Genomic DNA, 23,702 nt, shown 5'->3' with positions numbered 1-23,702 from the left:
GATCTCAGCGTCTGTGGGAGGCCGAGCCCCGCCTCGAGCACTGGGGAGGTGCCGAGCGTTACTGTGCACCGCTCGATGGCGATGGAAAGCGGGCCACGATCTGGTGTGCGTACTGATCGTCCGGGCCGAGGTCTTGGACCACTCGACGGGCCTCTTCGGTCCGACTCGTCTCGCACAGCAGCCGCACAAGGACGTACAGGGCACCAAGATCACCGTCTTCGGCACGGTTGCGCAGCGCCGCCTCCATACCCCGCTCGCGAAGCGATGCGTTGAGTCTCCGGCGCGCGTGGACATCCGTGCGAGCACGCTCTGTGAGTTCCGGGAGCCGTTCCGCACGGGCGAGCAAATCCATGTGCCACAGATGGCTGTCGTGCCTGGAAAAATCGGCGGAGTAGCACTCGGCGTGGGCGCTGACCAACGCGATGGCCGCATCCCAGTCACGGCGCTGTTCCGCTGCTTGGGCCTCCTCGAACCACTCCACAGGACTAGTTTCGCGTAGCACTGCCTCGTACAGCATCGACTGTTTACGGCACGGCCAGGCCCCGGGTGCTTCACGCGGCCGCCGCGCTCTGACATCTGTCATCGTGCATCGGGCACATCAGCATCTGGCCGATCGCCTGCTCGCGGGTGCGGGGCTGAGGGCCGGGGCGGGCAGGCGACGGGGGAACGCCTGCCCGCCCCGGAAGGCAACGACCCGCACAACGGGGGACGCGGGCCTTGCGGAGCCGCATGTACGGCTCACCGGTGACAGCGCACCGGTGACCGGGAGTGTGTCACACCCCCAGCGGCGACGGGTCCGTGCGCGGCACTGTGGTCACGCCGGTCGGATGTTCTCCGCCTGGGGTCCCTTCTGGCCCTGCGTGACGTCGAACTCGACCTTCTGCCCCTCCTGCAGCTCACGGAAGCCCTGAGCGGCGATGTTGGAGTAGTGGGCGAAGACGTCAGGTCCGCCGCCCTCCTGCTCGATGAAGCCGAATCCCTTTTCGCTGTTGAACCACTTCACGGTGCCCTTGGTCATGACCTGCTCCTTCGAGGAAACCCGAGCCGGCACCCTGCTGGCCCGGGAGGTGATCGCCCTGGTCCGGAGAGGCGCTGAACAGCAAGAACGCCCATGATCGTGATCACGGGCGAACGGGACTTCGGAACCACGACTGCTATATACCGACGCTACACCGCGCGGTCGCCGGCCGCTAACGGCGCGGCCGTGGATGGTGCCCGTTCCTCGGCGACCGGCACCGCGTCAGCGGCCACGGACTACATCTGGTGCACGCGGTCAGCGACCATCTGCACCACACCGTGCGGGACGGGAGAGCAGATCACCGCCTGCCTGCGCCTCCCGGAGGTCGCCGAGGCGGTCGACCGCACCGAGACGGCGGTACGGCAGCTCGGCAGCCGGGCCCGGCGCCATGTGCGGCTACGCAATCGGCGCTTCGAGCCGGATCGCCGGCAGGTCCATCAGATCACCGAGCGCTTCCTCGCCGCCTGCCTCGACGGCGACGGGGAGGCGCTCATGGCTGTGCCGGCACCCGACGTGACGATGTGGGCGGACGGCAACGGCCACGCGGAGACCCCGCGCGTCCCGCTGCACGGCGCCGCCGCCATCGCCGAGTACCTCGCGTCCACGGCGGGCCGGTACCCGGCCGGGCTGGTGGTCCGCATGCACAAGCAGGTCGAGCTCGGCGAGCTGGGCGGGGAAGGCGGCCTGGTACGCCGTTCCCGGACGAGCCAAGGGTCGCAGGGGGATCCTCAGAAGAGACGGTGGCCCATCTTCGCCGCCCGGTGTTCGTCCTGTCGCCCGGGCGTTCCACCGTGAGTCGGTAGCTCGGTGTCTTCGCCTGACCGGCATCACTCGCGCCGTCTGTCGCGCCTTCAGCGCGTCGCGCGGTCTGCCGCTTCTCGGGTGATGTCGGCGTAGAGGCGGAAGAGGGTCGGCCGGGCTTCGCCGTGGTCGGGTTCGGGCAGGGCCGCCCAGCACCGGGCGATCAGCTCCCGGGCCTGGGTGCCGGGCCAGGGCTGGGGCAGGAGCTGGGGCGGCAGCAGTGGGTCGGGCTCCATGGCACGGGTGAGTTCGGCCGCCAGCTCGACAGCGATGGTGAGCAGTTCGGACGGGGAGAGTCCGGCAGAGCCGGTGAGCCGGTCGAGGCGGGGCTGGGCGATGCGGCTGAGGCGGTGGTAGCGGTCGGCGATCTCCCGCAGGGGCCACAGGTGGCGGGTGAGTTCGGCAGGCTCTTGGGTGTCGCCCCTGCGGAGGTCCGTCGTACTGAGGAGGGTGAGCGCACTGTAGGCGCCCAGGCGGTGCGCCGCGTCTTCGACGTACGGTTCCCAGGCGTTGGCGCAGACGTACAGTCCGCCCTGGAGCGGGGCGCCTCCGAGGTGGACGAGCGTCTCGCGCAGGGCGTCCCGGGCCGTGCGCGCCGATTCGGGCACGGCGAAGGCGGCCAGGTGCCAGACGCCGTCCCAGGGGGCGAGCCCGGCGTCCTGGCGGAACGCGTGCCGCAGGAAGTCCGCGTTGGGGGCCAGGGCCTGAGTGGTGGCTTCCGTGGCGTGCAGCATCGCTTTGCGACCGCGGCCTTCGTGGGTGAACCGGCCCTCGGCCACGAGGCGTTTGACGCACAGCCGTACCTGCTGGTCGCTCATGCCGAGGGTTGCGGCGACGGTGTACAGCTCGTCCGCGCTGACCGTGCCGTCCTCCCGGATCAGCGCGTGGACGAGCATGCGGGTGGGGATCTCGACGTGGTCGGTCACGGTGTGCGCGCTCCTCTCGGCCCGGCCGCCTCTACGGGGCGGTGCATGGTGGTCACCGCGCCGAACCCCAGCAATCTGCGGAGGTACGGCGTGCGTTCGGTCCGCACGGCCGTGAAGCCTCGCCGCTCGTACAGGGCTCGGGCGCGCGGGTTGGTGTCGATGACGTCCAGCCTGATCTCCCGGCAGTGCCGCTCCGCCGCGACGGCGGCCACTTCCTCGATGAGCAGGCTTCCGACGCCGCGGCCGCGTACGTCAGGGGCGACGGCGATGCCGTCCATGACGAGCTGTCCGGGGGTCGGTCGGCGTTCGAACAGGGCGAGGAGCAGGAGTCGGTGCAGTCCTCCCAGGCGTCCGTACGCGCGCAGCACGGCGGCGGCCGATCCCCCGGTGAGGGCCCGCCCGCCCAGCTGGTAGCCGGCGAGTCCGACGAGCTGCCCGTCGAGGAGCGCGCAGACAGCGCGATCGGCGTTCAGGTGGGCGGCGATGAAGGGCACCGCCTTGCCCGGCGGGTTCAGTGCGGGACCGAGTTTGCGGCCGAAGGCGTCCCAGTACAGCTCGGCCGCCCGCCGCTCGGCACCCGCCGGAACGCCTCGCTGGACCGCCACCGGTCCGGTTCCAGGGCTGGTCGCCTCCATTGCCATGCCGTGCCCCCCTTCTGGCTGCAACTTCTCGCTGCAACCTGGACCTTAAATCTATCAGATTCACAACGACCGTTCCCATCCTGATAGTTTGAGTGCCTGTCCGAACCCGAACAGAGGCGGTCAACATGTGTGCAAAGACCCAGCGCCGACGGCGCGGGCTCCGCATCGTCGTGTGGTCACTCGTCATGGCCCTGGTCGTGGCCGCCGGTCTCGTCGGTGTGGTGCTGTGGCAGCACTCCGACATGGACGAGCAGCGGGTCTCGATCCGCCACGGCGGCCACACCCTCAACGGCGTACTGGCCACCCCCAAGGACGGCCGCAAGCGGCACGGCCTGGTCGTGTACGTCCACGGCGACGGTCCCATCGACGCCACCCACGACGACGGTTACAAGCCCCTGTGGGAAGCGAACGCAAAGGCCGGTTACGCCTCTCTGTCCTGGCACAAGCCCGGCGTCGCGGGCGCACCCGGCAACTGGCTCGACCAGTCCATGGAGGACCGGGCCAAGGAGGCGGCCGCCGCCATCAGCTGGGCGCGCGCCCGCCCGGACATCGACGGCGACCGGATCGGGCTCTGGGGCGCCAGTCAGGCGGGCTGGGTCCTGCCGAAGATCGCAGCGAAGACTCCGGTGAAGTTCGTCATCGCCGTCTCCCCCGCGATCAACTGGCTCCGGCAGGGCCGCTACAACCTCCTCGCCGAACTGCGCGCCGACGGCGCATCGGCAGCCCGCACCGAGGCCGCGATCGCCAGGAGCGACAGCACCCGCCGCCTGCTGGAACGCCACGCGACCTTCGAGGAGTACGTCAAGGCCACGGGCGGTGACACGGACGGCATGACCGCCGACCGCTGGAGCTTCATCTCCAAGAACTACACCGCGGACGCCACGCGAGACCTGCGCGCCCTGCGCGGCACACCGGTGCTGCTGACCCTCGCAGGCCATGACATCAACGTGGACACCGCCGACACGGAGCGCGTCTACCGCGAAGTGCTGGACACAGGCGGCGCGTTGACGGTCGAACGCTACCCGCACGCGACGCATTCACTGCTCAAGCAGTCCGTCGAGCAGTCGGGCCTCAAGACCGCGCTCACCGCGCTCTTCTCCCCCCGCTCGCTCTTCGCGAACGGATTCCTGGACGACCAGCGACAGTTCCTGAAGGACGCCGGCTGAGGCACGTTCGCGCCGCTTCACTGTGACGTCGGGTCCGTTGCCCCCGTGGGGAATTCCTCGACACCGATGACCCGCAGCAGCTCCAGCCGCTCGCGGGTCTCGTCGTCCGCAGGGGTGAGCACCAGCAGCTGCTGTCCCTGGTCGGGAGTGACCAGGGTTTCGCAGTCCAGCACCAGGTGGCCGACCCGCGGATGCAGCAGGGTCTTGCGGTCGGCACGCCGGACCGCAACCTCGTGCTCGGCCCAGATCCGGCGGAAGTCGGCGCTCGCGGCCTGCAACCGGCCGACGAGTCCGGCGACCGTGGAGTCGCCGGTCCGGCGGCCGGCGGCCGCACGCAAGTCGGCCACGAGCTGGCGGGCGTAGCGTTCTTGTTGATCGGGCGGGGTGACGGCGCGGGCTGCGGGGTCGGTGAACCAGCGGTATACGGCGTAGCGGCGGTCGCCGGCGAAGCCCGTGTGGTCGCCCGTGAGCAGGAGGGCGGCCCGGTTCTGGGCGAGGACCTCGCCCAGGTCGGACAGGACCAGGGCCGGGGTGTCGCCGAGCAGGTCGAGCATGCGGATCAGGCCGGCGCGGGCCAGGCGAGCCACTCCGTCGGCGGGTGGGGGCTGGTGACCGGCCAGGTGAAAGAGGTGGTCGCGCTCGTCGTCGGAGAGGCGCAGCGCCCGGGCCAGCGCGCCGAGCAACTGGACCGAGGGCTGGCTGCTGCGGCCCTGCTCGAGGCGTACGACATAGTCCACCGACATGCCGGCGAGCGTCGCCACCTCTTCCCTGCGCAGACCGGAGGTGCGGCGCCGGGGGCCGTCGGCGATGCCGACCTCGGCCGGACGCACCGCCTCGCGGCGGCGGCGCAGGAAGTCGGCGAGCTGGTCACGTTGCATGTTCCCCATGGTCCTCGCGGCGGCCCAGCCGATCCAGGGAGCGCCTCTCCCAGGATGAACGCTCCGCTCCCGTACGTCGCGGCGCGGACGCAGGGTGGGTGGCGGATCGACGACGAAGGAGAACGTGATGCAGACACGAACCCTGGGCACCACCGGCCCGGCCGTTTCCGCGCTGGGTCTGGGCGCGATGGGCATGTCGGGCGCCTACGGCGAGGCCGACCGCGCGGAGAGTATCGCCACCGTCCACGCCGCGCTGGAGAGCGGAGTCACGCTGATCGACACCGGCGACTTCTACGCCATGGGCCACAACGAACTGCTGATCGCCGAGTCGCTGCGTGGCCGGGACCGGGACAGCTACCGGTTGAGCGTCAAGTTCGGCATGCTGCGCGGGCCGGGCCCGGCGTTCGGCGGGGTGGACGGCCGCCCGGAGGCGGTGAAGAACTTCCTGGCCTACTCGCTGACCCGCCTGGGCACCGACCACATTGACATCTACCGCCCCGCCCGGCTGGACCCGGCGGTACCGATCGAGGAGACGGTGGGCGCGGTCAAGGAGATGATCGACGCCGGGTACGTCCGGCACCTCGGCCTCTCGGAGGTCGACGCGGCGACGATCCGCCGGGCGCATGCCGTGCACCCGGTCGCCGACCTGCAGATCGAGTACTCGCTGATCTCCCGCGCCGTGGAGGCGGACATTCTGCCTACGCTGAGGGAGCTCGGCATCGGCCTGACCGCGTACGGAGTCCTCAGCCGCGGCCTCATTTCCGGGCACTGGTCCGCCGGTCACACCGCCGGCCCCGGCGACATCCGCGGCTTCAGCCCGCGGTTCTCGAGCGGGAACGTGGAACACAACCTCGCCCTCGTGGAAGCGCTGCGCCGGATCGCCGGCGCGAAGGGATGCACGGTCGCTCAACTGGCCATCGCCTGGGTGGCCGCACAGGGCGACGACATCGTGCCGCTGGTCGGCGCTCGCACCCGCGAGCGGCTGGCCGAGGCGCTGCCCGCGATGGAGCTGACCCTCACCGCGGACGACCTCGCCCAGATCGAGAAGGCGGTGCCGCCGGGCGCGGCGCGCGGCGACCGATACCCGTCCGCGTTCATGTCCGGCCTCGGCGTCGGCAACTGAGTCCGCCCGTCACCGTGCTCGTCCAGGTCACCCTTCGGGGGCGCTCAGCAAGGCCTGGGGCAGGTAGGGGGATTGGACGCGCAACGCCCAGCCGTGCACCTGGACCGCCAGTGCGGCCAGGGCGGCGGTCTTCAGCGGGAGCAGGCTGCGGGGCGCCGCATCGGGAGGTGCGCTCTCCCGGTGCTGGACAAGACGACGCGCCAAAGCCTGCTCGAAGGCCGACTGGTTGTCCTCCAAGAGCACGCGCAGCAGCTGCTGATCCGGCGTCAGGTCGCCAAGGGCGTTCAGACGCAGCGCGCCGTCGAGACGCTCGTCGACCTCCGGCATGCACAACGTCACCGAGGGCCAGTCCCGAGGCAGGTGCCCACGAGCTTTGGTCAGGTAACAAGCAAGGGTGTCCATCTCCGCCAGTTCCCCAGGATCCGACTTCGACTCCAGCTTCGAATACGGCACCCCCTCGTGGATCGCGGACGCGTGGTCACGCAGCAGCAGCCCGATGACGCGGTCCCGTTCCCGGACCACGCCGCTGATCACACCCAGCGCGAAGGCGTCCAGCCAGTCCCTCGCGGTGGACGCGTGCTCCACCACGGCCTCGAAGTCCGTGTCTTCGCTGCTGATGCTCTCGTCGATGAGGGGGAAGAGGATCTTCTGGTCGCCGTTGGGATAGCAGCCCAGGTCCAGGAATCCCAGGGCGCACTCCGCCGCGGTGCGCAGGACGATGCGTGACGGAGCGGTGCCCAGTCGGGGATCCGTCAGCGTGCGCGCGGCGAGGTGATCGAGGAGGTCGTCGCGCATCGCCCGCAGTTCCTCATCGGAGTAGCAGTCGTATCGCATCGTGTGCCAGCGGCCAAGGGTCCGCCGCTCTATGTCCTCCAGGGCCTGCTCAATCCGCTGCCGGCTCACGTCATGCCGGGCTACATCCTTGATCGTCATGCACTCATCCTGGCAGCCACCACTGACATCGGCAGAGGCATGCGGGGCGTACTCCATCGACCAGGACCCGATCCGGACCGCTCAGCCCTTGACGGCGGAGCTGGCGACGCCTTGGACGAACCACCGCTGGAAGAAGGCGAAGACCACCAGCACGGGCAGGACCAGGAGGACGCCGAAGGCGAGGATCTGGCCCCAGTCCGGGGGCTGCTGGCCCTGGAAGACGCTCATCTCCAGCGGCAGCGGGCGCACCGACGGGTCGGAGACCATCAGCACCGGCCACAGGAACGAGCCCCACTGGATGAGGAAGGTCAGGATCGCCACGGAGGCGAAGGCCGGCTTCGACATGGGGACGATGATCGCGAAGAAGGTGCGCCAGGGGCCCGCGCCGTCGATGCGGGCGGCTTCTTCGATGCTCGGCGGGATCGAGCGGAAGAACGTGTGGAACTGGTAGACCGAGAAGGCGTTGGCGATGAACGGGAGCGCCAGGATGGGGAGGGTGTTGCGCTGGTCGCTGAACATGTAGAAGAGCGGCACGGCCACCGACTCGAACGGGATCAGCATCAGCAGCAGGACGAGTGTGAAGACGGCGTTCCGCCCCCGCCACTTCAGCCGGGACAGCCCGTAGGCGGCCATGGAGTTGACGAACAGGCCGCCGGTGACGACGACGAATGCCAGCAGCAGTGAGACGCCCATGAAGCGCCAGAAGTAGCCGGTGCTGTCGGAGTTGAGGCTGTCGAGGACGGCGGAGTAGTTGTCGAAGGACAGGTGGGTGGGGAGGAAGCCGGACAGGCCGTTCAGGACCTCGTCGGACGGCTTGAGGCTGCCCAGGAACAGGTAGATCACGGGCAGCACGAAGATGAAGGCCAGCACGCTGAGTACGGCGTAGTCCGTGAAGCGGCGCAGGGGCGTAGGGGTGGTGCGCATGGTCAGTCCTCGTTTCCGGGCCGGACGACGCGGCGCTGGATGAGCGTCAGGACGACGACGATCAGGAAGAAGACGACGGTGATCGCGGACGCCTGGCCGATGTTGTTCTGGTCGAAGGCGGTGGTGACGGCCTGGTACATCACGGTGCGGGTTGCGTCCTCCTCCAGGCCGCCGCCGCGGACGAGGACGTACACCTGGTCGAAGACGCGGAAGGAGAGCACCGAGGTGAGCATCCCGACGAAGACGAGGGTGCCGCGGATGCCGGGCAGGGTGACGTGGCGGAACTGCTGCCAGCGCCCGGCGCGGTCGAGCTCGGCGGCCTCGTAGAGCTCACCGGGGATCTGCTGGAGGCCGGCCAGGAGGATGACCATCTGGAAGCCGACGCCCTGCCAGATCGACAGCACGATGAGCGAGGCCATGGCGGTGGCGCCGTCGCCGAGCCAGTCGAAGGCACCCCAGTTGCCGAAACTCACCGCGTCCAGTGCCGAATTGAGCATGCCCTGGTCGCTGCGGGCCAGGATGAGACGCCAGATCACGGCGACCAGCGCCATCGGGAAGACGACCGGCATGAAGAACAGGGACCGGAACAGGCCGATCGCCTTGAGCTTGCGGTTGAGCAGGATCGCCAGCCCGAGCGCCAGGGCCGTCTGAACCGGTACGACGACCACGGCGAACGTCAGGTTGTTCAGCAGGGCCCGCAGGAACGGGCCGGACAGGTCCGGGTCGGTGAACAGCCGCCGGTACTGCTCCAGACCGAAGAAGGTGGGCTCCAGTGGGGAGCCGAGGCGCACGTTGTAGAAGGAGAGCACCACGGCGTAGCCGAACGGCACACCGACGAAGACGATGAGTCCGACGACGGCCGGTGCGGACATGAGCAGCCCGTGCAGCCAGTCACGGTTCTTGCGGCCCGGCCGCGCCGACCGCGTCGATGGTGTCGATCGCTTCGACCCCGCGGGCTTCACGGATGTCATGGACGGGGCCTGCTCCGGGCCGGGTGGCACGGCGGGTGCGGGTTCCACGGATGTCACGGGAGGGTCCTGTTCCCGGCGGGGCGGGCGCGCGGTGTGCGGGCCCGCCCCGGCCGACGGGTCCTACGGGATCTTGTAGCCGGCGTTGTCGGAGAAGTCCTGGTCGATGGCGCGGGCGGCCTTTTGCAGGGTGCTCTTGGGGTCGGCGCCGCCGTAGACGGAGTTCAGGGCCTCGCTGAACTTTGAGGTGATGACGGGGTATCCGGCGGTCACCGGGCGGGTGACGGCGACGCAGGACTTGGTGATGTCGCTGTCGCCGCAGGGCTTGGCGAGCTGGTCGGCGAAGAGCTGGAGGGGGCCGCCCTCCTTGTAGAGGCTGCTCTTGGCGAGCGCGGTCTTGGTGGCTGGCACCGCGCCGTTGGCCGTCGTCATGGCGGTGACGTTGGTGTCGTTCAGGAGGGTGTCCAGGAACGTGCCGGCGGCCTTGGCGTTCTTGGTGTCGGCGCCGATGCCCCACGCCCAGGAGCCCTGGCCGGTCTTGGGGCCGTTGCCGAAGTCGGGCAGCGGCAGGACGACGAGGTCGTCGCCGAGGGCCTCGCTGTAGGCGGGGTACATCCAGTGGCCGACCCAGCTCAGCGCGACGCGGCCCTTGGCGAAGGCGTTGCCGTCGGTGTTGGGGTCGACGTAGGTCTTCCAGGACTGGAAGGTCTTCAGGGCCGAAACCACCCCCGGGGTGTCGAGGGCGCCTTCCGCCTTGCCGTCCTTGAGGAGGGAGCCTCCGGCGGACCAGACGATCGGGGCGAAGCCGTAGGTGCCCCACTCGGTGGCGTAGCCGTTGCTCTCCTGGAGGTCGAGGGTCTTGCCGTCGGAGTCCTTGGCCTTCAGCGCCTTGAGCGCGGCGGTGAACTCCTCGGCCGTCCAGTCGTCGGACAGGCCGGTCGGATACTTCACCCCGGCCGCGTCCAGCAGTTTCTTGTTGCCGTAGATGCCGAGCCCGGAGTCGAACATGCCCAGGCCGTAGTGCTTGCTGTCGACCTCGCCCTGCGCCTTGCTCGCGGCGGTGGCGTTGTCCAAGGTCTTGGCGGAGACATAGGTGTCGATCGGGGCGAGCTTCTTGTTGTAGACGAAGTTCGCCATGGTCGGGCCGTCGAACTCCAGCACGTCCGGCAGCTTGGCCGCGTCGGTGGCGGTGATGGTCTTGGTGTAGTCCTTCTCGGGTATCAGCTTCAGGTCGACCTTGATCTTGTTCTGGGAGGAGTTGAAGGACTTCACCGCGTTCTGCAGCGCGGCGGCCTCGCTCTTCTGGCCTTGGTGGGCCCAGACGCTGATGGTGCCTTTGCCGCTCCCGGCCTCGGCGGAGGCATCGGTGCCACTGCCCCCGCCGCAGGCGGCCAGCGCCACCAGGGGGGCCAGGGCCAGGCCCGTACAGGCGGTGCGGCGGTACTTTCTGCTGGTCGGGCTCATGGCTGTGCCTCCGTGCTGTGGCGAGGGTTGGACTGACTGATGTGCTGTGTCGGCGTGAGTGTGTGGGGGTGTGGGGCTCAGAGGGTTACTGCGGTCCGCGGGGGCGCGGCGGGGCTGTGGTCTCGCGCAGGACGAGGCGGATGGGCATCCGAACCTGCTCGGCGGGGGGTTCGGCGTCCGGGTCGTCCAGCTGCCGCAGCAGCAGCCGGGCGGCCTCCGCGCCCTGCTCGGCGACCGGCTGGGCGACGGTGGTCAGGCCGACCACGTCGGCCAGTTCGTGGTCGTCGAAACCGACGACGGACACGTCGTCCGGCACCTTCAGCCGGTGGCGGCGCAGGGCACGCAGGGCGCCCATCGCCATCTCGTCGGACTGCGCGAACACGGCCGTCGGCGGCCGGGAGACGGCCAGCAGTTCGGTCATGGCCCGTTCGCCGCCCTCGACGGTGTAGTCGCCGTCCGCCTCCAGGGCCGCGTCGTGTTCGATACCGGCGTCGGTGAGCACGTCCAGGTAGGCGTTGCGCCGCTCGATGGGAGTGGTCCAGTGCAGCGGACCACTGGACCCGCTGATCATGCCGATCCGGCGGTGGCCGAGGTTGACCAGATGCCGTACGGCGCTCTCGGTTCCGGCCCGGTCGTCGATGCCGACGACGGTGAAGCCGGGCCGGGTGCCGCCGACCGTGGTGGCCAGCGGCACCCCGAGCGAGCGCAGTGCGGCCGACTCCTCCTCGTCAGGGATGAGCAGCGACAGCACGGCGTCCACCCGCTTGCGGACCGGGAGCCTGGTGAAGAAACGCTTGCGTGTTTCCGGCGATCCGAGGTTGTACAGCAGCACGTCGTACCCGGCGGCGCTGAACACCTGCTCGGCGGAGTCCAGCACGGTGCCGAAGAACCAGCGGCCGACATACGGGACCACGACGCCGATGGTGAAGGTGCGCCCGCTGGCCAGGCTCGCCGCGGAACGTGAGGCTGTGTAGCCGAGTTGTGCGGCAACGGCCGTGATCTGCGCCCGCACCTCCTCCGACACCCCCGGCCGGCCGCGCAGCGCGCGGGACACGGTGGATGCCGAGACTCCGGCGGCGCGGGCGACATCGGTGATGCTGGCCGTCACGGCTTGTTCCTCCGTTGATTTCACGTCGGTGTGATCTGTGGGTGACGTGACCGTAAACCCGCCCTCCTTGTTGCGCAAGCGTTTGCGTTCATATTTACTTGGGCCGATCCTCAAGAGATCCTTTTGTTATCAAGCGTCAGCGCACGCGTTTGAGCGCTGCGGAGCGACAGGAACTGTGCATGCGATACGCCCCGCCCGGCCTCTGCGTGAACGACTTCGCCCTGCTGCGGGACGGGGACGGCACCTACGCGGTGCTCCATCTGCAAGGGCCCTGGACAACGGAGTTCGACCATCTGCGGATGGAGACCTCCTACGGCCGGGCGACCTCCGCCGACCTGGTCCGCTGGGAGCCGCAGGGCACCGCCTTCGGCAACGGGCTGCCCGGCCGGTTCGACCAGCAGGCGGTGTGGACCATGCACCCCCTCCGGCACGGCGACGGAATGGCGATGTTCTACACGGGCGTCCGCGGGCTCACGCCGGGCGGCTGGCCGGTCCAGTCGGTCGGGCTGGCGTACTCCGAGCGCACCGACGGCACGGCCTGGCGGCGCCACGGGACCGGACCGGTCGCCGAGGCGGACCCGCGGTGGTACCGCACCGGTGAACGCATGGGCTGGCGCGACCCGTTCGTCGTACGCGACGACGAGTCGGACGGCTGGGTCATGGCCGTCTGCGCCAGCGACGCCTCCCTCCCGGTCGAGGTCAGCGGCTGCGTCGCCTGGGCCACCTCCGACGACCTGGAGCACTGGACCGTTCACCCGCCGCTCATCTCCCCCGGCGACGTCGACGAACTGGAGTGCCCGGTCCTCGAACGCCTCGACGACGGAAGCTGGCTGCTGCTCGGCTCCATCGGCGCCACCCGCGGCTTCGAGGCATGGACCGCGCCCCGCCTGCGCGGGCCCTGGACCCGGCGCGGTCCTCTCGGCCCGACCGGCGCCTACGCTCCGCGCGTCATCGCCGCGCCCGACGGCTCCCGCGTCGTGCTGCACACCACGCCCCGCCGCGTCGGCCTCAGCGACACCGGTGACCGCTGCCGCGGCATGCTCGCCCAGCCGAAACTCCTGGTCACGGCCGAGGGTGTGACGCCCCGTCTGGAATGGTGGCCCGGCCTGGACACCTGGCTCGGCGAGGAGACGGACCGGCCCGCCCTGCACGCGGTCGGCGACATCGGCATAACGGGGCCCGTCGAGATCACCCTGCGCACCGCCGGTCCGGACGGCGACCGTCCCGCCCTCGTCGTGGGCTGCGACGGCAAGAGCCTCTGGGCCACCGGCCCCGACGGGAGCCGGCTCGGCGAGACCATCCTGACCGAACCCGCCACCTCCCTGCGCATCCTCACCATCGGCGAGTACGTCGAGGTCTACGCAGACGGTGTGTTCGCCCTGACCACCTTGTGCTACTCCGGCCACCCCGCCCCGTGGAAGGCCGTCGCCGACGGACGCGAACGCACCATTCCCGTGCGCCCGATCCGGCTGCCCGACCCCCACCGCGACGACGCCTCGGCCATCTGGCCAGGCCCGTCGACTCCCTGACGGGCGAGAGCCGCATCCGCTGACCGCCACCCGGCACGACCCGGGAAGGGCCCGGCCATGAGCGTCACCGCCGACGGTCTCCGTCAGGAAGCGGCTCGGGGCAGTGTGCCGATGCGGACCAGGCCGCCGAGCCGGACTATGGAGGGCTTGGGGGTGGCCGCGTCGCCGTACCTGTGCGGGTCATGCGGGCCCCGAGGCGGCGACAGCCGGCCGGCCAGGGCACGGCCGGGGTCCTGGGACGAGAACCTTGATCCTCTTCAGGGGAGCCCGGCCACCGGACTGCTCGTACAGTGGGGGTGTACACAGCCGCGCTCGCAGGCACTGAGGGCGCCCGAGGACAGCAGACCGCGATGACGGCGGACATCGACTTCACGGCGTTCTTCGACGCCACACCAAGCCCGTACCTGGTTCTGGACGCGGACCTGGTGATCCGCTACGTCAACGCGGCGTACCTGACGGCCACCGGGCGGACCAGGAAAGACCTGGTCGGGAGGCACTTCTTCGATGCCCTGCCCGAGAATCCCGGCGCCCCCGACGACGCGGAACGGGGTCCGAAGGCGTCACTTCTCCGGGTCCTGGACACCGGGGTACCGGACACCCTGGTACTGCAGCGTTATGACATCTCCGCTCCGGGCCGGCCGGGTGCGTTCGAGGAGCGATGGTGGTCCAAGATCCACACTCCGCTCCCCGGGCCGGACGGTGCGGTGAAGTGGATCGTCCAGCGGGCCGAGGATGTCACCGCCTTCGTCCAGGCGCGCCGAGCGCGCGAGCCCACCACTGGCCTCACCGAGCGTGAGGAGGGCATGGCCTCCGAGCTGTACGTGCGGGCCCGCGAGCTGTACCGGCTGAACGAGGAACTGCGTCAGGCCCACGCCCGTGAACGTCAGGTCGCCGTCACCCTCCAGGAAGCCATGCTCTCCGTGCCCGACCTGGACCGGCACCCCGACACCATCGCCGTGCGCTACCTGCCGGCGACCACGTCACTGAACGTGTGCGGCGACTGGTACGACGTCGTCGATCTGCCTCCCGACCGTCTTTCGGCGGCGGTCGGGGACGTCGTCGGCCACGGTCTGCACGCCGCGGCGGTCATGGGCATGCTGCGCAGCGCCCTCAGCGCGGTCATCCGCGCCATCCCCAGCCCCGCCCAGGCCCTGGAGGTCCTCGGCCTGTACGCCCGCTCCATGGAAGGCGCGACGGCCGCCACCGCGGTCAAGGTACTCATCGACACCCGCAGCAGGCTGATCATCTACAGCAACGCCGGACATCCGCCACCCGTCCTGCTCCGGGGCGACGGGACCTGCGAGCTGCTGGACCAGGCGACCGATCCGCCGCTGGGAGCCCGCCCGCACCACGTTCCCCGCCCGCAGGCCGGGCTGCCCTACGCCCGGGGAGACACGCTCGTGCTGTACACCGACGGTCTCATCGAACGCCGCGGCGAGGACATCGACGTAGGCCTGGCCCGCCTGACCACAGCCCTCGCCCAGGACGGCACCCTCGCCCCCGACCAGCTGGCCGACGCGCTGCTGACCCGCCTCGCCGTCGCCGACGGCGGTCCGGACGACATCGCCCTCGTCATCATCCGCCTATGACTGCCTACAGGTGCGGGACGGGTCAGGGTGTGATCGGGGATCGCTCCGGGATGTACCCCGATGCCCGGGACGCGTGCCCGCTGACAGTGTGAGGGCATGACCTCACCTCGCATGTCACGAAGGGCCTTCACCGGCGCCGCCCTGTTAGGGACGGCCGCGCTGGCCGCCACCGCAGCACTGCCCGCGGGCCGCGCCAACGCCTCCTCGGCGCTGCTCCCCCCGCTGGATCCCATGGCCCTGCGGGCGGCGATCGACGACCTGGAGCACCCGCCGTCGACCGCGGCCCAGCTGCGAGTCGGCGGCACGGCCGGCCACTGGTGCGGCACCTCGGGCGTGGCCGACATCAGCACACGGCGGCCGGTGACGGTACGTGACAAGGTCCGGATCGGCAGCATCACCAAGGTCTTCGTCGCCACGGTGGTGCTCCAGCTGGTGGCGGAGGGCCGGATCGACCTGGACGCGCCGGTGCGGCGCGTCCTGCCGGGGCTGCTGCCCGCCCGCTTCGCCGCTGTCACCGTAGAGCACCTGCTGAACCACACCAGCGGACTGCCCGACCACGTCGGCATCCCGGAGCCCGACACCGCCGAGGAGGTGTTCCGCCACCGCTTCGACCACTGGACACCGCGGGAGTGGGTGGCGACGGCGACGCACGGGCCGCTGAAGTTCGCACCGGGCACCCGGCAGGAATACCGCGGCATCAACTACGTGCTGGCCGCACTGATCATCGACAAGGTGACCGGCCGCCCGTACGGGGAGGCCGTCACGGCCCGCGTCCTGCGCCCGCTGGGCCTCACTCGCACCGTCGTGCCGGGCGACGACCCGCGCATCCACGGCCGGCACGTGCACGGCTACCTGCGGATGGCCGACGGCACCCTGCGGGACATCACCACCTACGACGAGTCCTCCTCCCGCGGCGAAGGCGACATGATCTCCACCACGAGCGACGTCGACCGGATGCTCGCCGCGCTGTTCTCCGGCGAGTTGCTCCCGCCCGAGCTGCTTGAGCTGATGTTCACGCTGCCGCCGAACGACGTGCGCATGCTGGACGGCTCCCCGGCCCGCTACAGCACCGGCCTGCAGCAGGCCACCGTCAACGGCGTGACGCTCTGGGGCAAGACCGGCGAGACGTACGGCTACAAGAACGCAGCTTTCTCCACTCGTGATCAGCGCCGCCGCTTCGTGCTCGCCTACCACCCGACGACCGCCCGCGACGGCGAGGAGAGCCAGATGATCGTTCGGGTCGCCGACCTGCTCACCCGCGGCCCGAGCGCACAGGCCAGGTAGAACTCGGGGCAGGGGGGCCACGCCGGTGACGCACGGCTGGAGGTACCCGATCTCCTGGGTCGACAGCCCGGCGTCGAGCGGCTTCCTGATCTGGGCGACGGTCAGCACGGCGTCGTCGCCGTACTCGCGGTAGCCGTTGTCAGCGCGGTCGGGCGCCAGCGGGCCCTGCGCCTCGTAGTACCGCAGTTGGTGCGGGTTCACCCCGGTCCGCCGACTCAACTCCCCGATCAGCATTGGGCATTCCCCCTTGACCTTCACACCGGTGTGAATGTTGACGATTGTGTCACCGAGCAGAGAAGGAGCACATGATGCGGACCGGCACACCCGTCACGGTTCTGGGCCTCGGACTGATGGGAAGCGCCCTCGCCGGGGCGTTCTTGCGCGCGGGGCATCCGACGACCGTGTGGAACCGCACGACGGCCAGGGCCGACGACCTCGTGGCCCGGGGTGCGACGCTCGCCGAGTCTGCGGCGGCCGCGCTCGCGGCCGCCCCGCTCGTGGTGGTCTGCGTCTCGGACTACGACGCCGTGGCGGACGTCCTCGACGGGCCGCTCGACGGCCGTGTCGTGGTGAACCTGACCTCGGGCACGCCCTCGCGTGCCCGAGCGCTCGCCGAGGAGGTGGCGCGCCGCGGCGGCGGCTATCTCGACGGCGGGATCATGGCCGTCCCGGAGGCCGTCGGCACGACCGGCGCCGTGCTCGCCTACAGCGGGCCTCGACCGCTGTACGACGCCCACGAGTCCACGCTGGCCAGTCTCGGCACGGGCCTCCACCTCGGCGATGACCCCGGACTCTCGGCCACGCACGAGATGGCGACGCTCGTACTCATGTGGGGCATGCTCGACGGTTTCCTCAACGGCGCCGCGATCCTCGGCACGGCCGGTGTGTCCGCCACGGCGTACCTACCCCTCGCCCAGACGGCGATCGACACGGTGGCCGGCTGGCTGCCGGGCTACGCCCGGCAGGCCGACCGCGGCACCTACCCGGCCGACGACGGCACGATCGACACCCACCTGGCGGCGATGGCGCACGTCGTCGAGGAGAGCGAGTCGCTCGGCGTCAACGCCGAGCTGCCGAGGCTCGTCAAGGTGCTGGCCGAGCGCGCGGCGGCCGCCGGTCACGGCGCCAGCGGATATACGGCGCTGGTGGAGCAGTTCCGCAAGCCGGCTCCGTCCTGAAACGGGCAGCCGGGCGTCGGGGAGGTGCGCCGCTCACAGGTCTGCGGCGTCCACCACGTCGCCCAGGTCGACGAACTTGAATCCGGTGGCGGTGCGCGTGCCGCCTTCGCCGTCGGGGACCCCGGGGGTCTCGTGACCGTCCTGGACGACCAGCAGACCGTTCGGATAGCGGCTGCCGAGCGGGGCGTTCAGGACGGCGGCGCCGTCGCACTCCTGCGCACCGTCCAGGGTCGTCGAGGCGGCGCCGACGCGGAAGCCGCCTTCGTACTCGTTGTCCTCGCTCACCTCGCGGTCGTACAGGGCGAAGGTGTCGTCGCCCTGGCTGGAGGCGAGCAGGTAGCCGTCGCCGTCGGACTCCTGGAACAGGGTCAGACCCTCGACATCGGCGGACAGCCGGTCACCGCCGTAGCCGGGGTCGGAGCCCGCCGCGCACTCCTCGGTCTCCTCGTCGTAGACGCCGGGAACGCCGAACTCGCGGACCTTGTCCACCAGGACCGGCTTGCCGGTGAGGTCGGCGCGGATCCGCCAGATGCCGATGTCCTCCTGCCCTGCGTAGAGCGTGCCGGTGGCGGGGTCCACCACCATGCCCTCGACCTGCGGGAGTTCGCCGGGCTCCGCGCACGGGGACCAGGTCGTGCCGTTCGGGAGGCGGAAGGAGGCGGGCAGGTCAAGTGTGCGGACCTTCTGGTAAGTGACCGTTCCGCTCTCGGTCGGTTTCAGCTCGACCAGCGCGACGCGCGTCCGCTCCCGCTGGCTGACCAGGGCGTAGGTGCGCCCGGTGGACTTGTCCCGCCAGGTGGCGAGGCCGTACGCGGTGCGCTGGTCGTTGATCTCGGCCTGGTCGGTGGAGAAGACCGGGGTGGCTGCCGGGTCGGTGATGTCGGTCAGCGGGCCGCCGGGCTTCGAGGGGTCGATGCGGTAGATCCGCAACCGGTCGTTGCCGCGGTCGCTGACCACGGCAACGTCGGCCCGGCCGGTGGAGGTGCGCAGACCGGTGACGAGGTCGACGTTGTTGTACCGGCCCGGGGCGTCGTCCTCGGCGGGCGGGCGGGGCGCCGGCAGCGACTGCACCAGGCGGGCGTCCAGGTCGTACACCCGCAGGCCGCCCTCCTTGGCGGTCGCGATGACGAGGCTGCGGTCGGGGTCGGCCGCGTTGCGCCAGATCGCCGGATCGTCCGCGTCGGAGCTGCCGCCCGCCTCGTCGTCGTAGAGGGCCGGGGTCTCGCTGACGGGTGTGACCGTCGGCAGGCCGTCGTCGGCCCCGGCCTGGGCGGGGGTCAGGAGGGTGAGCACGGCGGTGCCCAGGGCGAGGGCGGCGGTTCTGCACGGAATGCGGTGTGTTCTCACGAGCACTTCCTTGGTCGGGGTCGAGGACATGCCGATCGTGCGGGGAGAACTTTGCGCGCAGGAGACTGTGATCTGTACACGTGATCACAGAAGGAGCGCTTGCCTGCCAACTGCCGTTCAGGAAAGCACAGTAGGACCGGTACGGCTCAGGGGGAGGTGACGGCGGCATGCGCGAGGGCGGCGGTCTCCTCCGGGGTGCCGTCGATCGGGATGGCCGCGCCCGTTTCGTCCTCGCCCATCGGTTCGAGGTCGGCGAACTGGGTGCGGAGCAGCTCGGGCGGCATGAAGTGACCCCGCCTGGCGGTGATGCGTGCGGCGATCAGCTCGGGCGAGCCGTCGAGGTGGAGGAAGAAGACGTGCGGCGCGGCGGAGGCCAGCCGGTCACGGTAGCGCCGCTTCAGCGCCGAGCACGCCACCACGCCCCCGCTGTCCGCATGACCGGTCAGCCACCGTGCGATCTCGTCCAGCCAGGGGCGGCGGTCTTCGTCGTCCAGGGGGTGACCGGCCCGCATCTTCGCCACGTTGGATGCGGGGTGGAAGTCGTCCCCCTCGGCGTAAGGGACACCGAGACGCTGTGCCAGCAACCGGCCCACCGTGGTCTTCCCCGAGCCGGACACGCCCATGACCACCACCGAGGGAGCAGTGCGGTGAGACATCCAGAACCTTCCCTTCGCGTCCTGTCGCCTAGAGCTCGATGACTACTTTGACGTCGTCCGGTCGCGGCGTGAACGCCTCCGTCGCGCGCTCCAGCGGCACCCGCCGGGTGATCATGCGCTCGAGCCACGACAGGTCGGCAGCGGCCAGCGCGTCGGCGGCCTGGCGGTAGTGACGCAGGTTGGCGTTGACCGAGCCCACCACCGCGTCGTTCTGCAGCACGATCTCCCTGTTGATGGCACCCGCGTCCACGGTCATCCTGCGGCCGACGGGCGACACACCGGTCAGGCACACCACTCCGTAGGGCGCGGTGCCGGTCAGCGAAGCGAACACGGGCCCGTTGGCGCCGGTCGCTTCGATGACGACGTCCGGGCACACGGCGGAGATGACCTGCTCGATGTCCTTCGCGTGGTATGTGGCGCCCAGATCCTGTACGAGGGAGGGCTTCGGCCCCTCGGTCACCCGGTCGAGCACATGCACGTCCAGTCCGCGCTGTGTGCCCAGGAGGGCGGCCAGCAGACCGATGGGCCCCGCACCGGTCACCAGGACGCGCTGGGGCTCGAACCACGAACGGGCACCGACACGCTCCACCTGTTCCCATGCCTTCGCCACCACGGTGGCCGGCTCCATGAGCACACCGGCGCGGCCCAGATGCGGCTCCAGCTTCACGGCGTAGTCGGCCTCCACGCACCACGCCTGCGCGCCGTAACCGTCGATCTCCTTGATGCCGCGTTCGGTGTAGCGGCCGTTGCGGCACATGTCGAACTCACCGCGGGCGCAGGCACCGCACGGCTCGGGGTCCGGGCGGCGCACCACCCCGGCGACCAGGTCACCGGCCGAGAAGCCGGCGGAGGGCGGCGCCTGCCGCACCCGGCCGAGGGACTCATGCCCCAGGACCAGCCACTCACGGCCGGGCGGGGCCCAGCCGTACTCGCCTCGGGCGATCTCCTTGTCCGTCCCGCACACCCCCACCGCCAAGCCCTCCACCAACAGCTCGCCGGCAGCCGGGGCGGGGTCGAGTACATCCCTCACCTCCAGGGAATCCCTGGCGCCGGGCCGCACAGTCAACGCTCGCATCGCCCACCTCGTCCCTCTCGTCGGGCGGCGCGTGACAGTGCGCGCCGCTGCCTGATCGTGTGTCCCGTTCAGAGGTTTTCAGCACCGACCAGAGGTCTTCGGCACCGACCGGCCGACATGAAGGGACACGACCGGCCCAGTGCCGCTGTTCCGTACCCTGACGGCATGCGCATGCGCCCCACCTTGAGCTGGACGCCCCCCGAGGACCTGCCGCCGGGTACCACGGATCCCGAGCCGGTCGCCGATGTGCTGAGCACCGGCGGTGTGCTGGTGCTCAGCGGAGCGGGCATCTCCACGGAGTCGGGCATTCCCGACTACCGGGGCGAGGGCGGGAGCCTCAGCCGGCACACACCGATGACCTACCAGGACTTCACCGGCAGTGCCCGGGCCCGGCGCCGGTACTGGGCGCGCAGCCACCTCGGCTGGCGCACCTTCGGCCGCGCCCGCCCCAACGCCGGGCACCGGGCCGTGGCCGCTTTCGGGCGGCACGACCTGCTCTCGGGGATCATCACCCAGAACGTCGACGGGCTGCACCAGGCCGCCGGCAGCGAGGACGTGGTGGAACTCCACGGAAGCCTGGCCCGGGTCGTCTGCCTCGCCTGCGGTGCCTTCAGTCTGCGCCGCGAACTCGCCCGGCGCCTGGAGGAGGCCAATCCGGGCTTCGATCCCGTGGCCGCCGGAATCAACCCGGACGGTGACGCCGACCTCACCGACGCGCAGGTCGGAGACTTCCGCGTGGTGCCCTGCACGAGCTGCGGCGGCATCCTCAAGCCGGACGTGGTGTTCTTCGGCGAGGCCGTTCCGCCACAGCGGGTCGGGCACTGCCGCGAGCTGGTCCGTGAGTCGGCCTCGCTGCTGGTTCTCGGCTCCTCACTGACGGTGATGTCCGGGCTCCGCTTCGTCCGCCAGGCGGCCGAGGCCGGGAAGCCGGTGCTGATCGTCAACCGGGAGCCGACCAGGGGCGACCGGCACGCCGTCACCCGGGTCGCGCTCCCGCTGGGAGCGGCACTCACGACCGTCGCAGAACGGCTGGGCATCGCCGTCGACGACCAGAGTGCGGTGCGAGGCTGACCGCGGTGGGGCGACGTCGGGGCACGTGCCGGCGCGTGGGCTGAGGCCCGCTCCGTGTCAGGTCACCGCGGGCTCGCGCCCCGCGGAGCGCATGGCGACGAACGCCCCGAGGTACAGGGCCGCGACGACCAGGAGCAGTGCCTGATAGCCCGTCACCAGGGCGAGGTACTCGATCGCGCCCCCGGTCATCGCGCCCAGCAGGTTCGCGCCGAACGCGGAGGTCGGGTCCGGGGCGAGGGCGAGGCGGTCCGAGAAGATGAGGTTGGCGCAGAAGATCGGGGTGAAGGCCAGGGCGATGGCGGCGGCGAGCCGGGCGGCGAAGGGCAGCGACAGCACCGCGCCCGCGGGGACGAGCCAGACCACCGCGAGGGAACCGAAGAGCAGCACTTGCAGCAGCAGTTGGTTGACCTTCCGCAGCCTGCGCCGGACCTCCACCGCCGCGAGGACGGCGACCAGGACTCCGAAGAAGACGAGGGCGTTGACCAGCCAGGTCGTGCCGAAGTATAGGGCGAAGCCGATCACGTTCTTCGTTTCGAGCAGCATGAAGGCCGCACCGAGCAGGAACATGTCGGTGTAGCGCAGGGTGCCGCGGATGCGGACCCCGGTCAGGCGCACCGACAGGAGCGTCACCAGCAGGATCGCGCCCAGGGCGCCCAGGTAGAGCGTGGGGATGCTCCGGTGCAGCAGGTACGGGAAGGGGTGGTCGTCGCTCGCGGCCGCCGGAACCGCGCCGCTGGGCCGCCAGTCCTGCGCGCAGGACTGGTCGGCGGGCGTCATGCCGGCCACCAGCACGGCCGCGTTCCTCTTGAACGTCGTCATGCAGGGGGCATGACCGTAGACGTCGTCGAGGCTCCCTGCGAAGCGGTCGACCAGCCAGCTCTCGCGATAGTAGTTGTACATGGCGAACGCGCCGTTCGGCGCCAGGTGGTCGCGCGCCGCCTCGAAGGCCTGCCGGGTGAACAGGTAGCTCTCCAGGCGCAGGTTGCTCGCACCGGCGACCAGCGTCAGCGAGTCCGGCAGGGCCAGGACGATCAGGTCGTACTTGGTCTTCGTCCGCTCCAGGAAGGCGCGCCCGTCGTCGATGTGCGCGTGCACCCGCGGATCGTCGTAGGGCAACGCCGGGTGCAGTTGTGAGCCGATCTCCTGGAGCCGGGGGTCGATCTCGACCGCGTCCACGTGCTCCGCTCCGTAGGCGAGCGCGACCGCGACGTCGTTGCCGTTGCCGGCGCCGATGATCAGCACGCGCTTGTGCGGGTTGCGGGGCGTCTGGTCGTACGCCTGGCGGTAGGGCGAGTCCTCCCGCATCAGCACCGCTCGCGGGGCGGTGCTCTGGTGGGGGACGCCGTTGGCCGAGATGTACCAGGTCCGGGTGGTGGTCGGCGAGGGTTTGAGTTCGATCTTGTAGTAGGGCGACCAGGAGATGCCGCTCGTCGTCGTCTCCAGGAACAGCGCGGCGACCATCGCCGTGAGGGGGATGCCGTACCGCAGGGTGTTGCGCCGTCCGCCGAGGACCAGCAGGGCCGCGGTGGCGAGGACGCCCCATACGACCGAGGGAGCGCGCAGCCAGGACAGCACGGCGAAGGACAGCGAGCCGGTGATGCTGCCGAGCAGGTCGTAACGGTAGGCGTCGAGCGAGGGAAGCAGGCGGAAGAGATCCGCGGTGATCTTTCCGATCCCGGCCATGATCACCGCGGTCAGCAGGAAGATGGCCGGCAGCGTCACCCACTCGGGAAGGCCGGTGGTCTTCACGGCGGTGAAGTACAGGACCTCGCTGCTGCTCTGGCGCACCTGCACCGGGTACTCGCGCACTAGAATGACCAGCAGCGCGAGCGGAACGGGTGTCCAGCGCTTGAGCCACTGCCCGCGCTCGGCGGGGATCAGGAAGCCGACGCCGATCCCCAGGAACGATCCCAGCAGGATGAAGTTGGAGAAGTAGCTCAGGTGGACGACGTTGGCGCCCGCCCATCTGATCAGCGCCAGCTCGACGAAGAGCATGGTGGTGCTGGCCAGCACGAGCCTCCAG

The 23,702-nt window shown here is 70.4% G+C and carries 22 protein-coding genes and 1 pseudogene; 8 read left to right on the top strand and 15 right to left on the bottom strand.

All coding sequences use genetic code 11. The annotated features are described in order from the left end of the window. Positions 1–58: 58 nt before the first annotated feature. Complete coding sequence (locus QC385_RS20065) at positions 59–481, bottom strand: hypothetical protein (RefSeq protein ID WP_279542692.1); 423 nt, start codon at positions 479–481, stop codon at positions 59–61. A 333-nt stretch (positions 482–814) separates the two neighbouring features. Continuing rightward, a complete protein-coding gene (locus QC385_RS20060) occupies positions 815–1,018 on the bottom strand; it encodes a cold-shock protein (protein WP_279542691.1) in 204 nt (67 codons plus the stop codon). Between the two features lie 93 nt (positions 1,019–1,111). Here QC385_RS20060 and QC385_RS20055 point away from each other — a divergent pair, with 93 nt between their 5' ends. Beyond that, positions 1,112–1,813 (top strand): hypothetical protein, encoded by a 702-nt coding sequence (locus QC385_RS20055; protein WP_279542690.1) that lies wholly within the window; start codon positions 1,112–1,114, stop codon positions 1,811–1,813. Positions 1,814–1,869: 56 nt separating this feature from the next. Here QC385_RS20055 and QC385_RS20050 read toward each other — a convergent pair whose 3' ends face one another. Continuing rightward, complete coding sequence (locus QC385_RS20050; RefSeq protein WP_279542689.1) at positions 1,870–2,745, bottom strand: PaaX family transcriptional regulator C-terminal domain-containing protein; 876 nt, start codon at positions 2,743–2,745, stop codon at positions 1,870–1,872. Next, on the bottom strand, positions 2,742–3,380 hold the full coding sequence (locus QC385_RS20045) for a GNAT family N-acetyltransferase (RefSeq protein ID WP_279542861.1): 639 nt from the start codon (positions 3,378–3,380) through the stop codon (positions 2,742–2,744). The genes QC385_RS20050 and QC385_RS20045 overlap by 4 nt, the downstream gene beginning before the upstream one ends. A gap of 131 nt (positions 3,381–3,511) precedes the next feature. On the opposite strand from QC385_RS20045, the gene QC385_RS20040 reads away from it, so the two are divergent. Continuing rightward, positions 3,512–4,552, top strand: a complete 1,041-nt coding sequence (locus QC385_RS20040; RefSeq protein WP_279542688.1) for an alpha/beta hydrolase family protein — start codon at positions 3,512–3,514, stop codon at positions 4,550–4,552. 17 nt (positions 4,553–4,569) lie between these two features. Here QC385_RS20040 and QC385_RS20035 read toward each other — a convergent pair whose 3' ends face one another. Beyond that, a complete protein-coding gene (locus QC385_RS20035; RefSeq protein ID WP_279542687.1) occupies positions 4,570–5,430 on the bottom strand; it encodes a helix-turn-helix transcriptional regulator in 861 nt (286 codons plus the stop codon). Positions 5,431–5,557: 127 nt separating this feature from the next. Here QC385_RS20035 and QC385_RS20030 point away from each other — a divergent pair, with 127 nt between their 5' ends. Beyond that, positions 5,558–6,553, top strand: coding sequence for an aldo/keto reductase (locus QC385_RS20030; protein ID WP_279542686.1), 996 nt, complete (start codon positions 5,558–5,560; stop codon positions 6,551–6,553). A 27-nt stretch (positions 6,554–6,580) separates the two neighbouring features. Here the strand turns inward: QC385_RS20030 and QC385_RS20025 are convergent, their stop codons facing one another. The 5 genes from QC385_RS20025 to QC385_RS20005 all read right to left on the bottom strand — a co-directional run bounded on the left by QC385_RS20025 (position 6,581) and on the right by QC385_RS20005 (position 11,950). Continuing rightward, the gene (locus QC385_RS20025) at positions 6,581–7,486 is read right to left on the bottom strand and encodes an immunity 49 family protein (protein WP_336621307.1); all 906 of its coding nucleotides are present in this window, start codon (positions 7,484–7,486) and stop codon (positions 6,581–6,583) included. 81 nt (positions 7,487–7,567) lie between these two features. Continuing rightward, a complete protein-coding gene (locus QC385_RS20020; RefSeq protein ID WP_279542685.1) occupies positions 7,568–8,410 on the bottom strand; it encodes a carbohydrate ABC transporter permease in 843 nt (280 codons plus the stop codon). A 2-nt stretch (positions 8,411–8,412) separates the two neighbouring features. Next, entirely contained in the window at positions 8,413–9,438 is a 1,026-nt protein-coding gene (locus QC385_RS20015) for a sugar ABC transporter permease (protein WP_279542684.1), read from the bottom strand. 63 nt (positions 9,439–9,501) lie between these two features. Then, a complete protein-coding gene (locus QC385_RS20010; protein WP_279542683.1) occupies positions 9,502–10,842 on the bottom strand; it encodes an ABC transporter substrate-binding protein in 1,341 nt (446 codons plus the stop codon). A gap of 85 nt (positions 10,843–10,927) precedes the next feature. Then, positions 10,928–11,950, bottom strand: coding sequence for a LacI family DNA-binding transcriptional regulator (locus QC385_RS20005; protein ID WP_279542682.1), 1,023 nt, complete (start codon positions 11,948–11,950; stop codon positions 10,928–10,930). A 179-nt stretch (positions 11,951–12,129) separates the two neighbouring features. Here QC385_RS20005 and QC385_RS20000 point away from each other — a divergent pair, with 179 nt between their 5' ends. The 3 genes from QC385_RS20000 (at position 12,130) to QC385_RS19990 (ending at position 16,352) form a co-directional block, all read left to right on the top strand. Then, on the top strand, positions 12,130–13,479 hold the full coding sequence (locus QC385_RS20000) for a mucin-1 (protein WP_279542681.1): 1,350 nt from the start codon (positions 12,130–12,132) through the stop codon (positions 13,477–13,479). Positions 13,480–13,829: 350 nt separating this feature from the next. Continuing rightward, a complete protein-coding gene (locus QC385_RS19995) occupies positions 13,830–15,068 on the top strand; it encodes a PP2C family protein-serine/threonine phosphatase (protein ID WP_279542680.1) in 1,239 nt (412 codons plus the stop codon). 96 nt (positions 15,069–15,164) lie between these two features. Beyond that, on the top strand, positions 15,165–16,352 hold the full coding sequence (locus QC385_RS19990; protein WP_279542679.1) for a serine hydrolase domain-containing protein: 1,188 nt from the start codon (positions 15,165–15,167) through the stop codon (positions 16,350–16,352). A gap of 60 nt (positions 16,353–16,412) precedes the next feature. Here QC385_RS19990 and QC385_RS19985 read toward each other — a convergent pair. Next, a pseudogene (locus QC385_RS19985) lies at positions 16,413–16,586 on the bottom strand (MerR family transcriptional regulator); the annotation flags it as partial. A 74-nt stretch (positions 16,587–16,660) separates the two neighbouring features. Between QC385_RS19985 and QC385_RS19980 the strand changes: the two are divergent. Then, entirely contained in the window at positions 16,661–17,530 is an 870-nt protein-coding gene (locus QC385_RS19980; RefSeq protein ID WP_279542678.1) for an NAD(P)-dependent oxidoreductase, read from the top strand. Positions 17,531–17,563: 33 nt separating this feature from the next. Here the strand turns inward: QC385_RS19980 and QC385_RS19975 are convergent, their stop codons facing one another. From QC385_RS19975 to QC385_RS19965, 3 genes are all read right to left on the bottom strand, one after another. Then, positions 17,564–18,877, bottom strand: a complete 1,314-nt coding sequence (locus QC385_RS19975; RefSeq protein ID WP_279542677.1) for a phytase — start codon at positions 18,875–18,877, stop codon at positions 17,564–17,566. Positions 18,878–19,023: 146 nt separating this feature from the next. Beyond that, positions 19,024–19,533 carry a gluconokinase gene (locus tag QC385_RS19970; RefSeq protein WP_279542676.1) on the bottom strand — a complete coding sequence of 170 codons (510 nt, stop codon included), beginning with the start codon at positions 19,531–19,533 and terminating at the stop codon, positions 19,024–19,026. A gap of 28 nt (positions 19,534–19,561) precedes the next feature. Beyond that, the gene (locus QC385_RS19965; protein ID WP_279542675.1) at positions 19,562–20,608 is read right to left on the bottom strand and encodes a glucose 1-dehydrogenase; all 1,047 of its coding nucleotides are present in this window, start codon (positions 20,606–20,608) and stop codon (positions 19,562–19,564) included. A 165-nt stretch (positions 20,609–20,773) separates the two neighbouring features. Between QC385_RS19965 and QC385_RS19960 the strand changes: the two genes are divergently transcribed. Beyond that, positions 20,774–21,679, top strand: a complete 906-nt coding sequence (locus tag QC385_RS19960; RefSeq protein ID WP_279542674.1) for an NAD-dependent protein deacetylase — start codon at positions 20,774–20,776, stop codon at positions 21,677–21,679. A 57-nt stretch (positions 21,680–21,736) separates the two neighbouring features. Here the strand turns inward: QC385_RS19960 and QC385_RS19955 are convergent, their stop codons facing one another. Next, positions 21,737–23,692, bottom strand: coding sequence for a spermidine synthase (locus QC385_RS19955; RefSeq protein ID WP_279542673.1), 1,956 nt, complete (start codon positions 23,690–23,692; stop codon positions 21,737–21,739). Positions 23,693–23,702: the final 10 nt, after the last annotated feature.

The organism is Streptomyces sp. DH10, from assembly GCF_029813805.1.
In the GTDB taxonomy this organism is placed as follows: domain Bacteria; phylum Actinomycetota; class Actinomycetes; order Streptomycetales; family Streptomycetaceae; genus Streptomyces; species Streptomyces coeruleofuscus.
The sequence above is the reverse complement of the archived record's forward strand: the minus strand, read 5'-3'. Positions and strand labels throughout refer to the sequence as shown.